Source organism: Kingella potus (assembly GCF_900451175.1).
GTDB lineage: Bacteria > Pseudomonadota > Gammaproteobacteria > Burkholderiales > Neisseriaceae > Neisseria > Neisseria potus.
This window is the reverse complement of sequence record NZ_UGJJ01000001.1, coordinates 158,461-170,870: the sequence shown is the minus strand read 5'-3', so window position 1 is coordinate 170,870 and position 12,410 is coordinate 158,461. Positions and strand designations below refer to the sequence as shown.

Below are 12,410 nucleotides of genomic sequence, written 5' to 3'. Positions count from 1 at the left end.
AAAACCGAAAAACGAAAGACACACCATGAGTAGCGAAACCACCAATCCCCTCGACAACCGCCAAGGCGTAAAGCACACCGGCGCATCCAAAACCGCCCGCATCCCCATCAAAGTCGTACCGCTCGAACAAAAACTGAAAAAGCCCGAGTGGATACGCGCCAAGCTGCCCAATCCCAAAAAGTTTTTCGAGATTAAGGATATTCTGCGCGAGCAGAAAATGCACACCGTCTGCGAAGAGGCCGCCTGCCCCAACATCAGCGAATGTTTCAGCAAAGGCACGGCCACCTTTATGATTATGGGTGATATGTGTACCCGCCGCTGCCCTTTCTGCGCCGTCGGCCACGGCCGCCCCAATCCGCTCGACCCGGAAGAGCCGCAAAACCTTGCCAATTCCGTCCGCGCCATGAATCTGCGCTACGTCGTCATCACTTCCGTCGACCGCGACGACCTGCGCGACGGCGGCGCACAGCACTTTGCCGACTGCATCACCGCCATCCGCCGCGCCAGCCCGTCCACCAAAATCGAAATCCTGGTACCCGATTTCCGCGGCCGCCTCGACATTGCCCTCAAAATCCTTGCCGAAACCCCGCCCGACGTGATGAACCACAATCTCGAAACCCATCCGCGCCTTTACAAAATGGCACGCCCGGGTGCCGACTACAAACACTCGCTCGAGCTGCTGCGCCGCTACAAACAGATGATGCCGCACATCCCCACCAAGTCCGGCATCATGGTCGGACTCGGCGAAACCGACGGCGAAATCCGTGAAATCATGGACGATATGCGCGGACACGATGTCGAAATGATCACCATCGGCCAGTATCTGCAACCCTCCGACGGCCATCTGCCCGTATTGCGCTACGTAACGCCCGATATGTTCAAACAGTTTGAGCGCGAAGCCTACGGCAAAGGTTTTACCAACGCAGCCTGCGGCGCGATGGTGCGCTCGAGCTACCATGCCGACGAACAGGCCGCCGAAGCCCTGCGCGAAAGCCACGGCGGCTGCGGACACCATTGACAAGCACAGTCCGGGCTGCCGCAAACGGCGGCTTGTACATGGTTTGGCAAGGCATGAGGCCGTCTGAAACCGCCGTTTGGTTTTTCAGACGGCCTCATCCTTTTTCCTCCGCGCGATGGCGCGTTATTTTTGATGACGTATTTTTCGGCCGTGCGGCCGTCTGAAAAAGCCCGCCGCGTTTTTCTCCCTGCGGTTACGGTTTTGCCGTGCCGCTGCGGCGTTTTCAGACGGCCTGCCGCCTGTCTGCAAAAAGAAAGGAAGCACCATGCAGCGCAAAGTCCGTTTCCAGATCGAAGGCATGACCTGCCAGGCCTGCGCCTCCCGTATCGAAAAAGTATTGAACAAAAAAGACTTTATCGTAACGGCTGCGGTAAATTTTGCCGGCGAGGAAGCACAGGTTGTGTTTGACGACAGCAAAACCTCTGCCGCCGGCATCGCCGAAATCATCAAAAAGGCGGGCTACGGCGCGAAAGAGCCGCCCGCCACACCGCAGCCGCAAGAAAAAGTACGCGCCGGCTGGCGGCTTTGGCTGCTCATGGCCATCAACATCCCGTTTCTTATCGGCATGGCGGGCATGATGGTGGGGCGGCACGACTGGATGCTGCCGCCTTTGTGGCAGTTTGCGCTGGCCAGCGTCGTGCAGCTCTGGCTGGCCGTGCCGTTTTACCAAAGCGCGTGGGCAAGCATACGCGGCGGGCTGGCGAATATGGACGTACTGGTCAGCATCGGCACGGTGTCGGTTTATCTTTACTCGGTGTACATGCTGTTTTTCTCCCCGCACGCGGCACACGGCACGGCGCATGTGTATTTTGAAGCGGGCGTGATGGTGGCCGGCTTTGTGTCGCTGGGCAAATTTTTGGAACTGCGCACCAAAAAATCCGGCCTCAACAGTCTCGGCCTGCTGCTGAAGCTCACCCCCGCGCAGGTAAATGTCGAGCGCGGCGGCCAATGGCAGAGCCTGCCTGTCGGCCAAATCGCCGTCGGCGACCTTATCCGCGCCAACCACGGTGAGCGGATTGCCGCCGACGGCATAGTCGAACGCGGCAGCGGCTGGGCGGACGAAAGCCATCTCACCGGCGAATCGAATCCCGAAATCAAACAGGCAGGCAGCAAAGTATTGGCAGGCGCGCTGATGACCGACGGCAGCGTGGTTTACCGCGCCACGCAGCTCGGCAGCGAAACCCTGCTCGGCGATATGATGAACGCGCTGGCCGAAGCGCAGGGCAGCAAGGCACCGATTGCGCGGGCGGCCGACAAAGCGGCGGCGGTATTTGTGCCTGCGGTGGTGTGCGCCGCGCTGCTGACCTTTGTGCTGACCGGCTGGCTCAAAGGCGATTGGACGGCCGCGCTGATGCACGCGGCGGCGGTACTGGTGATTGCCTGCCCGTGCGCACTCGGTTTGGCCACGCCCGCCGCAATTATGGCCGGCATGGGCAAAGCGGCGGAACACGGCATCTGGTTTAAAGATGCGGCCTCGATGGAGGCGGCTGCGCACGTCGATACCGTGATACTCGACAAAACGGGCACGCTCACCGAAGGCAGGCCGCAGGTTGCCGCCGTTTGGCTCTCGGAAGACAGCGGTTTTGACGAAGACGGCTTATACCGTCTCGCCGCCGCCGCAGAACAAAACGCCGCCCACCCGCTTGCCGCCGCCATCGTGGCTGCCGCACAGGCGCGCGGCCTGGAAATCCCGTCTTCGGAAAACGCGCAAACCGAAGTCGGCGCGGGCATTTGCGCCGCAGTCGGAGGCGTGGGCACGGTAAAGGCGGGCAAACCCGGTTTTGCCGGCGTGGAGCTGCCCGAAAACTTGGACGGCGTGTGGCGCATTGCCAGCGTGGTGGCCGTGTCGGCCGCAGGCAGACCCGTCGGCGCGTTCGCGTTGGCCGACACGCTCAAAAGCGGCGCGGCTGCCGCGATAGGCCGTCTGAAAGCACAAGGTATCGGTGTCTGCATCATGAGCGGCGACAATCAGGGCACGGTCGATTACATCGCCGCGCAGCTTGGCATCGCCGACGCACACGGCAATATGTCCCCGCGCGGCAAGGCCGACGGCGTGCGGCGGCTGCAAGCGCAGGGCAAAACCGTGGCGATGGTGGGCGACGGCATCAACGATGCACCCGCGCTGGCCGCCGCCGATGCCGGTTTTGCCATGAAAGGCGGCACGGATGCCGCCGAACACACCGCCTCGGCCACGCTGATGCGCCACTCCGTCGGCCAGCTTGCCGACGCGCTGTCCATTGCCCGCGCCACGCTGAAAAACATCCGCCAAAACCTGTTTTTCGCCTTTTTCTACAACATACTCGGCATCCCGCTGGCCGCGCTCGGCCTGCTCAGCCCCGTGCTTGCCGGCGCGGCGATGGCGGCCAGCTCGGTATCGGTATTGGCCAACGCGCTGCGCCTCAAACGGGTAAAAATCGATTAAACGTGCCACAGGCCGTCTGAAAAGCGTATTACGGTTTTCAGACGGCCTGTCTGACAAGCCTTAGGACAATTAAGATAAAATATTTTTTATCGCGCTATTTGCCGCCTGCAGGCAAAGGTTTCCGTGTAAAACCGCGCTTTGAAACCTTTTGAGGCCGTCTGAAAACCGCAAAACGGTGTTCGGCAACCGCTTTCTGAATTGATACCCGCAAGGCTGCTGCGGAGACAGCCTTACCATGCACACAAGGAGCAAACCGTGCGCCCGACCCTGATATTGGCCGCCGCCCTGGCCGCCGCGTCCGCCCCGCTTTACGCGCAAAGCTGCCGCGAAGCCGATGCCGGGCTGGCTGCCGGATACAGCGAGATGCAGGCAAACGGCAATTACGGCGGACAGGCATGGAGCGAAAGCCGCGACCGTCGTCTTGATGCGGCGGAAAAACGCTTTTCCGCCAAGCTCGCCGCCTATCTCGCCCGCCCCGCATCGTGGGGCTGCGCCTTTCCCAAGCTGCGTGCTGCGGGCGTGGAAACCGCCGCTGCCGCCGACGGCAAAATCCGCGCTTTTTCGTGGGACAGGCAAAACGGCGGCACCATGCACAACGAAGAAACCCTGCTGCAATACCGCAGCGGCGGCAAAACCGCGCTGCGCACCGGAAGCGGCGGCGCGGTGCGGGGCATTACCGCCGCCCGCCTGCCGCCTTACGGCACGGTGTATTTCGTCCATTACCGTTTCAGGGCAAGCAGCCGCCTTTATACCGACAGGACGGAGCTGCTGCATATTGCGAAAGGCCGTCTGAAACCTTTAAACATCATCCGTACTTCCCGCCTGGGCAACTCGCTTGCCTACGAAGCCGATATTGCGGCCGAACCGCGCCTGCCCGCAGGCAGGGAAAACGACCGCATTGCCTACGACGCGGCAACGCGCACCGTCAGCCTGCCCGTGGTGGTGGCGGAAAAAGAAAGCGACGGCGACGGAAGGATAACGGCCGCCCGCATCCGCTACCGTTTCGACGGACGCTATTTCGTCCTGCAAAGATAAAGGCCGTCTGAAAACGGTTTTCAGACGGCCTAAAACCAAATTATGGAAACGAACAATATGAAAAAACAAAGCATCGCATTCCCCGCCGCCCTTGCCCTGATAATCGGCGCACTCATCGTCTGGTCGGGCATCGCGCCGCGCGACCGTGCCGTGTGGTATGCCGAAATCATCCCCGTTGCGGCGGTGTGGCTCGCGCTGATTGCCACCGCAGGCCGTTTCCGTTTCAGCAACGCCGCCTATCTGCTGATGAGCCTGTGGCTGGCGATGCACAGCATCGGCGCGTATTACACCTTTGCCGAAGTGCCTTTCGGCTGGGCAAACCGCCTGCTCTCGCCGCTCTTGGGCGAAGGACGCAACCATTTCGACCGCGTCGGCCACTACATCATCGGCTTTTACGCCTTTCCGATGGCCGAATGGCTGACGCGGCGCAGGCTGGCCGGCTTGGGCGTGGCCTTGTTTTTTTCGCTGTTTTTCATCATGAGCGTGGCGGCGGCCTACGAAATTGTCGAATGGCAGTATGCCGTGATCGAAGGCGGCAGCGCGGGGATCGAGTTTCTCGGTTCGCAGGGCGATATTTGGGACGCGCAGAAAGATATGCTCGCCGACACCCTGGGCGCGCTTACCTCGCTCGTGCTGTTTCTGCTGCTGCGGCCGGACAAAAAGGCAGGGTAGGGCGTGGAGGCCGTCTGAAAGTCGGGAGGCCGTCTGAAAACCATGTTTTCAGACGGCCTCGAAACCATGCGCAGTCAGCGGTGCCGGATTTCCCAGCACTGGTGGATTTTCTTGTTGCGGAAGTCGGCCGGTACCGACTGTTTGGAAATGTCTTTCAGCAGATATTGTTGCGCAACACCCTCATCCATAGCAAACGAGCGCAGATTGTTTGAGAAATACATCAGGCCGTCGGGAGCGAGCAGCTTCATCGCCCCCTGTATCAGACGGACGTGGTCGCGGCCGATGTCGAGCGTATCGCTCATTTTTTTGCTGTTGGAAAAGCTGGGCGGATCCATCACGATAAGGTCGAATTTCCTGTCCTCCGCCGAGGCCGTGTCAAGATATTGGAATACGTCGGCGCGGATGATGCGGTGTTGGCGCGTATCGATGCCGTTCAGCTCGAAATTGCGTCCGGCCCAATCGAGATAAGTGTTGGACAAATCCACCGTTTCGCTCGACACCGCGCCGCCGGTGGCCGCGTAAACGGTGAAGCTGCCGGTGTAGGCAAACAGATTGAGAAAGCGTTTGCCCGCCGCGATCAGCCCGACTTGGCGGCGCGTGTTGCGGTGGTCGAGAAACAGGCCGCTGTCGAGGTATTTGTCGAGGTTTACCCAAAATCTGCGGCCGTATTCCGCCACAATAAAATCTTCGCCCGTGCAGCCGGTTTTCTCATACTGCCGCACCCCCCTCTGGCGTTCGCGGCGTTTGAGGCTGATGCTGCCGGCGGAAAATCCGGTAACGTACGCAACCGCTTCAAGCACAGCGGCCAGCCATGCTTCGTATTCTGCGGGATGCATCTTCCAGCCGGTGTCGTATTCCTGCAAATGGATGCGGCTGCCGTACACATCGACGGCAAAGGGAAACTGGGGAATGTCGCGGTCGTAGATGCGCCATGCTTCGGTGCCGTTTTGTTTCGCCCATTTCATAAGGTGCTTGATGTTTTTGCCCAAACGGTTGGCAAAGGGAGTGGTGTCGGTCATGGCGTTTCAGACGGCCTCTGGTAACAAAGTGCGGATTTTACCGTAATTAACACCGTTGCGATTGACCGTTTTGCAGCACATCTATACTATGCGCCGCTTGTCTTTTTGTTTACGAAGCCATCGTCTTCCAGCCTAAACCGCCGTTTTGGCGCGTTCTCTTGTTTTTTCTCCGGAAAATGTATTTGCAGGTTGTTGTCGATGTTAACCACAAGCCCAAGCCGCTTGCGACAACCCTGTAACGCCGCACTCTTCCAAACGTTATCCATCTCTGCTTCGAGGTCGTCTGAAAATCATTCGGACGCAGCGTGTTGTTGTCCTTTAAGGATAGACGTGTCTATTAAATTTTCCGATTTGCATCTCGATAAAAATATTCTTTCCGCACTTACTGAGGCAGGTTATGAAACGCCCACTCCGATTCAGGCGCAGGCCGTGCCTTTCGCTTTGGCAGGCCGCGACATCATGGCCTCCGCGCAGACCGGCTCGGGCAAAACCGCCGCATTCCTGCTGCCCACGCTGCAACGCCTGACCCGCCGCAGCGAAAAGCCGGGCAAAGGCCCGCGCGCACTCGTGCTTACCCCCACCCGCGAGCTGGCGGCGCAGGTGGAAAAAAACGCGCTGACCTACGCGCAAAACATGAAATGGTTCCGCACCGTCAGCATTGTCGGCGGCGCGTCGTTCGGCTACCAGACCCGCGCACTGTCCAAACCCGTTGATCTGATTGTGGCCACGCCCGGCCGCCTGATGGATCTGATGGGCAGCGGCAAAGTCGATTTCTCCCGTTTGGAAGTGCTGATTCTCGACGAAGCCGACCGTATGCTCGACATGGGCTTTATCGACGACATCGAAACCATCGTCGCCGCCACGCCCGAAGACCGCCAAACCCTGCTGTTTTCCGCCACTTGGGACGGCGCGGTCGGCAAACTCGCCCGCAAGCTCACCAAGAATCCCGAAACCGTCGAAATCGAGCGTGTGGACGAACAGGGCAAAATCGAAGAACAGGTGTCGTATTGCGACGATATGCGCCATAAAAACCGCCTGCTCGACCACATCCTGCGCGGTGCCGACATCGACCAGTGCGTGATTTTCACCTCCACCAAAGCCATGACCGAAGTCATCGCCGACGAATTGTACGAAAAAGGCTTTGCCGCCAACTGTCTGCACGGCGATATGCCGCAGGGCTGGCGCAACCGCACTTTGACAGATTTGCGCAAAGGCCGCTGCAAAATCCTGGTGGCAACCGATGTGGCCGCACGCGGCATCGACGTGCCGACGATTACCCACGTCATCAATTACGACCTGCCCAAACAGGCCGAAGACTATGTGCACCGCATCGGCCGCACCGGCCGCGCAGGGCGCACCGGCACCGCCATCACGTTTGCCGAAGTGAACGAATATGTGAAAGTGCACAAAATCGAAAAATACATCGGCCGCAAGCTGCCCGAGATGACCGTCGAAGGCATGGAGCCGACCCGCAAACGCAAACCGGCCGGCGGCAAGCCGAAAGGACGCGGCGGCTGGGGCGGCAAGGCCGGTTTCGACAAAGATAAGAAATTCTCAGGCCGCCGTGAGGGCGGTTTCAAAAAAGAAGGCGGTTTTAAGAAAGAAGGCTTTAAAAAATCCGGCAGTTTCAAAGCCGGAAAAGAAGGTGCGGGCAAACGCGTGTAAACCGCGTCTGGCATACGCCGATACGGCAGGAGGCCGTCTGAAAACAATTTTCAGACGGCCTCCTGCCTTTGCGGCTGCTGCGGATACGCTTTGCGGATTCAGACGGCCTCAAAACGCCGCTTCACAGCGAAGCGGCATCGATATAAGGCACGCGGCCGTCCAATGCGGGCGGCTCTCCCACGGATACGGCAAACAGCCGCCCGCCCGCACCGATGTGCGGATAGGCCAAAAGTTCAGGCAAGAGCGGATCGCGCTCGTGCAGGCTGCCCACCATATAGTGCCAGCCGCGCCGCCGCGCTTCGCGGTAGGCCGCACGCAGCAGCAGGCGGAACACCTCCGTATCGTCGTCTGCCACCATCGCCAGCGCGAGATAGCCGTGGCGGATTTCCCCGCCCGCCTCGGGCAGCAGCGGCAGGCGCAGCAGACGGGCGGCGGCGTTATATGCGGGTTTGGCCGTCCGCAGCAGGCCGCAATAGCGTTCGACATGAATCTGCCGGAACGGACGCTGTTCCCACACCGCCAGCATTCCCGCAATTTCCGTGCCGCGCCGCACAAGCAAAAAATCCTCCGCCTGCAAACCTTTCAGACGGCCTCCCGCCAAATCTTCCGCCGTGTAATGCTGTGCAAACTGCCGCTTTGCCGCTTCGCGGCTGAGAAAGGCAAACAGCTCCGGCAAATCTTCCTGCGTGCCGCAGGTAAGGGTAAGGCCGTCTGCAAACAGGGCGCGGCGCGGCAGCAGCAGCGGGATGACGGGCGTATGCACCGTGCCCAGCGGCGTGTAGCGCGGCATTCCCGCGCGGTTGGCAGCAATCGTCGAGAGCGCGGCCGCGTTGTCCTGCAAAATCATCGTAATGTCCGCCGCCAAAGGCTCGGCCGCCATCTTTTCGGCAAGGATTTTGTAGCCGCGGTAAAGCAAAAGGCCGCTGCGGTAAGCCTTGTCCACCCGCAGGTCGGACAGATAACCCGTTTCGCACAGCCGCCCGTTCACATAGGCAGGCCGTCTGAAACGGCTGCCGAGAATCACAATATTGCCCGCCCCGTCGCAGCCCTTGTAGCTTTCCATCTGTGTGCCCTGCACCGCGCAGGCGGCGAAATAGGAAGGCTCGCGGCGGAAAGACACGCTGATTCCGCCCTCCATCACATTTTGCGCCATCAGCGCGCGCAGCGCGGCATCGTCGGCGGCAGTTACGGGGGAGAAAACGATTTTTGTCATAGCGGTAAGGCCGTCTGAAAGAAGAAATGGGAGCCGTACCGGCCGGCAAGAACAGCTCCGAAAAGAAAACGCAAACACGATTATACAGGCCGTCTGAAATCCCCGTGCCGCAGCCTGTGGCGGATTCCGCTATAATCCGCCGCTTTGTCCGCACAAGCGCACCCGCCATGTCCCCGCGTTCACTCCTTATCGCCGCCCTTCTTGCCGTCCTGCCCGCCCACGCCGCGCCCGAACAGGACGGCGGCGGCCTCGACAGCCTGCGCCGCGCCATCAGCGACACCGAAAACGATTTGCGGAAAAAAAAGCAGGCGCAGGAAAAAACACAGCAGACACTCGACAAAACCCGTGCCGCGCTGGAAAAAGCCCGCCGCGAACTGGCCGCAGCCGACCGCCGCAGCCGCGATGCCGAACAGCGTCTGCAAAAACTGCAAAGCGAGCTGGAAGCCCTCAAAGCCGAAACCGCCTCCGGCAAAGCCCAGCTTGCCCGCCTGCTCGGCGGACAATACAAAAACCGCCAAAGCAACGCCGTCATCCTTTTCCTCAAAAACGCCGAACCCGGCCGCAAAACCCGTTATCTGCAATACGCCCGCCGCATCGGCGAAGCCAACCGCCAAGTCATCGCCCGCCTTGCCGGCCAGCAGCAGCAAATGCAGCAGCACGAAGCCGAAATCGATGCGGAGCTGGCCAAACTTGCAGCCCTGAAACAAGAAAAGCAGGCCGCGCTGGCCAAGCTCGGTAAAACCCGCGCCGCCGCCCAAAACGAAAACAGCCGCCTCACAGCCGACATCGCCCGCCAAAATAGCAGACTCGCCAAGCTCAAATCCGACGAAGCGCGGCTCAACCAAGTCATCGCCGGCATCGCCCGCCGCAACGCCGCCAAACACCGCCGCGAAGCCGCCGCCCGCGCCAAAGCCGCCGCCGAACGCCTCGCCGCCGCCAAACAGGCAAGGCAGACCCCGCCGCAAACGCAAGGCAAGCCCGATCCCGCCGCCATTCTTGCCGGAAAAACAGACAGGCCGTCTGAAAAAACGCCCGCCGCCGTACAGAGGCCGTCTGAACACACCACACCGCCCGAATCCGCGCCGCCAAGCACGCCGCCCGCGTCCACCCTCACCGCCGAAGACCGCGCCCTGCAAGGCGAATACGCCGACAACGGCAACCTGTTTTCCAAAATGCAGGGCCGCCTGCCGCATCCAGCAGGCGGCAATGTCTCAGGCGGCTTCGGGCAAACCCGTCCCGACGGCGGCGTATGGCGCGGCCAGTTTTTCGCCACCGCCCCCGCCCCCGTGCGCAGCGTGGCCGGCGGCACAGTCGCCTACGCGGGGCACCTCGGCGAAAACTACGGCAACACCGTCGTCGTCGACCACGGCGGCGGCTACACCACCATCTACACCGGCCTTTCCGCCGTGTCCGCCGCCAACGGCACGCCCGTACGCAGCGGCACCGTGCTGGGTACCAGCGGCAGCGCGTTCGGCGCAGAGGGGCTTTATTTTGAAATCCGCTACCGCCAAAGCGCGATGAATCCCGCCGCCTGGCTGCGTTAGACAGCAAAAGGCCGTCTGAAAATGCCGCTGCGGCTTTTTCAGACGGCCTGATAAGGCAGTATCCGGCTTTGGCGGCGGACAAATGCGCCCGGGCGGCAAAACGCAAGACAGATCCGCCGTGTTTTTTGCTAAAAACAATTGAACAACGGCGGCAAATCCAATAAAGTCCGCACCTTTACCCGAGGGCGGCAGCCTCACAAAAGCAACAGAAAGAAAACGATATGGCAAAACCCATCCTGAAAAAAACCGCGCTCTACACTTTGGGTGTAGCCAGCGGCGCATTCCTTACCGTCAGCCTGCAAAGCATTGCGGCGGAAAAGAAAGAAGCCATCCCCGTCCAGTCCATCCGCACCCTGGCCGAAGTGTACAGCCAGATTAAAGCCAACTATTACGAAGACAAATCCGACGAATCGCTGCTCGAAGGCGCGATGAAAGGCATGGTAACCGGCCTCGATCCGCATTCCGAGTTTATGAACAAAAAAGACTATGCCGACCTCAAAGAAAACACCTCCGGCGAATTTGGCGGACTGGGCATGGAAATCGGCTCGGAAGACGGCTTTGTCAAAATCATTTCCCCCATCGAAGACACGCCGGCAGAACGCGCCGGTATCAAAAGCGGCGACTACATTGTCAAAATCGACGGTGTGTCCACACGCGGCCTCACCGTCAGCGAAGCCGTCAAAAAAATGCGCGGCAAGCCCGGTACCCGCATCGAACTGACCATTTCGCGCAAAGACAGCAACAAGCCGCTTACCTTCAAACTCGTCCGCGCCGTTATCAAAGTGAAAAGCGTCCGCTTCAAGCTGCTCGAGCCGGGCTACGGCTACATCCGCATCACACAGTTCCAAGAGCGCACCGTAGCCACGCTGAACGAAGCCGCGCAGAAACTGAACAAAGAAAACAAAGCCCCGCTCAAAGGCCTGATTCTCGACCTGCGCGACGATCCGGGCGGCCTGCTCAATGCCGCAGTCGGCGTGTCCGCCGCCTTCCTGCCCGAAAACGCCAAAGTCGTCAGCACCAAAGGCCGCGACGGCAAAGAAGGCATGGTGCTCAACGCCCGCCAGGAAGACTACATCCTCACCACGGGCGGCGACCCGCTCAAAGGCCTGCCCGCCGAGTTGAAAAACATTCCCCTGACCGTACTCGTCAATTCCGGCTCGGCTTCGGCTTCCGAAATCGTGGCCGGCGCGCTGCAAGACCACAAACGCGCAGCCATCGTCGGAACGCAGAGCTTCGGCAAAGGCTCGGTGCAGACCGTTATGCCGCTCTCCGGCGGCAGCGCGGTCAAAATCACCACCGCCCTCTATTACACGCCCAACGACCGCTCCATCCAGGCGCAGGGCATTGTTCCCGATCTGGAAGTGAAAGACAAAACCCGCACATTCGAAAGCCGCGAAGCCGACCTGGCCGGCCACATCGGCAACCCCTTGGGCGGTAAGGAAGTAAACGGCAAAGTGGTGGAAGACAGCGAAGCGGCGGACGGAGCCAAAGAAAAAGCCGCATCCGCCCCCGAAGCCAAAGACACCCGTTCCGAAAGCAAAAAGCTGGAAGACGAAATTGCCGAACGCCGCAACCCGAACCCCGCCAAAGACGCGCAGCTCAAAGCCGCGCTGGATTTGGTAAAAGATCCCGCCAAATGGCAGGAGGCTCTCGGCGCGGCGGCGAAAAAACCGGCGAAAGCAGACAAAGAAGCCGACAAAGCCGATAAGAAAGAGGCCGATAAGAAAGAAAGCAGCAAGAAAGAAGGCAGCGAAGGCAAATAGCGTCTGCCGCAGCAAGAGGCCGTCTGAAAACGTATTTTCAGACGGCCTTTTTGCCGACG

At 60.2% G+C, this 12,410-nt stretch carries 9 protein-coding genes; 7 read left to right on the top strand and 2 right to left on the bottom strand.

Translation table 11 applies throughout. The annotated features are described in order from the left end of the window. Positions 1–25 precede the first annotated feature (25 nt). The 4 genes from lipA (at position 26) to DYE40_RS00825 (ending at position 5,147) form a co-directional block, all read left to right on the top strand. A complete protein-coding gene (gene lipA, locus DYE40_RS00840) occupies positions 26–1,018 on the top strand; it encodes a lipoyl synthase (protein ID WP_115307316.1) in 993 nt (330 codons plus the stop codon). A 265-nt stretch (positions 1,019–1,283) separates the two neighbouring features. Then, positions 1,284–3,440, top strand: coding sequence for a heavy metal translocating P-type ATPase (locus tag DYE40_RS00835; protein ID WP_115307315.1), 2,157 nt, complete (start codon positions 1,284–1,286; stop codon positions 3,438–3,440). A gap of 255 nt (positions 3,441–3,695) precedes the next feature. After that, the gene (locus DYE40_RS00830; protein WP_115307314.1) at positions 3,696–4,475 is read left to right on the top strand and encodes a hypothetical protein; all 780 of its coding nucleotides are present in this window, start codon (positions 3,696–3,698) and stop codon (positions 4,473–4,475) included. Positions 4,476–4,532: 57 nt separating this feature from the next. Next, on the top strand, positions 4,533–5,147 hold the full coding sequence (locus tag DYE40_RS00825; protein WP_115308221.1) for a DUF2238 domain-containing protein: 615 nt from the start codon (positions 4,533–4,535) through the stop codon (positions 5,145–5,147). A gap of 74 nt (positions 5,148–5,221) precedes the next feature. Here the strand turns inward: DYE40_RS00825 and DYE40_RS00820 are convergent, their stop codons facing one another. Further along, complete coding sequence (locus DYE40_RS00820; RefSeq protein WP_115307313.1) at positions 5,222–6,166, bottom strand: class I SAM-dependent methyltransferase; 945 nt, start codon at positions 6,164–6,166, stop codon at positions 5,222–5,224. A gap of 330 nt (positions 6,167–6,496) precedes the next feature. On the opposite strand from DYE40_RS00820, the gene DYE40_RS00810 reads away from it, so the two are divergent. Beyond that, positions 6,497–7,831, top strand: a complete 1,335-nt coding sequence (locus DYE40_RS00810; protein WP_115307312.1) for a DEAD/DEAH box helicase — start codon at positions 6,497–6,499, stop codon at positions 7,829–7,831. A gap of 121 nt (positions 7,832–7,952) precedes the next feature. Here the strand turns inward: DYE40_RS00810 and DYE40_RS00805 are convergent, their stop codons facing one another. Beyond that, positions 7,953–9,044, bottom strand: a complete 1,092-nt coding sequence (locus tag DYE40_RS00805) for a hypothetical protein (protein WP_115307311.1) — start codon at positions 9,042–9,044, stop codon at positions 7,953–7,955. A gap of 26 nt (positions 9,045–9,070) precedes the next feature. Between DYE40_RS00805 and DYE40_RS00800 the strand changes: the two genes are divergently transcribed. Together DYE40_RS00800 and DYE40_RS00795 are read left to right on the top strand one after the other, a co-directional pair. Then, a complete protein-coding gene (locus tag DYE40_RS00800; protein WP_244733046.1) occupies positions 9,071–10,588 on the top strand; it encodes a murein hydrolase activator EnvC family protein in 1,518 nt (505 codons plus the stop codon). Positions 10,589–10,809: 221 nt separating this feature from the next. Continuing rightward, positions 10,810–12,351 (top strand): S41 family peptidase, encoded by a 1,542-nt coding sequence (locus DYE40_RS00795; RefSeq protein WP_115307310.1) that lies wholly within the window; start codon positions 10,810–10,812, stop codon positions 12,349–12,351. Positions 12,352–12,410 lie beyond the last annotated feature (59 nt).

What these genes read in the sequence shown, in the direction of transcription:
- lipA (WP_115307316.1), top strand. Translation starts at nt 26, where the DNA reads ATGAGTAGCGAAACCACCAATCCCCTCGACAACCGCCAAGGCGTAAAG.
- DYE40_RS00835 (WP_115307315.1), top strand. Translation starts at nt 1,284, where the DNA reads ATGCAGCGCAAAGTCCGTTTCCAGATCGAAGGCATGACCTGCCAGGCC.
- DYE40_RS00825 (WP_115308221.1), top strand. Translation starts at nt 4,533, where the DNA reads ATGAAAAAACAAAGCATCGCATTCCCCGCCGCCCTTGCCCTGATAATC.
- DYE40_RS00820 (WP_115307313.1), bottom strand. Translation starts at nt 6,166, where the DNA reads ATGACCGACACCACTCCCTTTGCCAACCGTTTGGGCAAAAACATCAAG.
- DYE40_RS00805 (WP_115307311.1), bottom strand. Translation starts at nt 9,044, where the DNA reads ATGACAAAAATCGTTTTCTCCCCCGTAACTGCCGCCGACGATGCCGCG.
- DYE40_RS00800 (WP_244733046.1), top strand. Translation starts at nt 9,071, where the DNA reads ATGGGAGCCGTACCGGCCGGCAAGAACAGCTCCGAAAAGAAAACGCAA.
- DYE40_RS00795 (WP_115307310.1), top strand. Translation starts at nt 10,810, where the DNA reads ATGGCAAAACCCATCCTGAAAAAAACCGCGCTCTACACTTTGGGTGTA.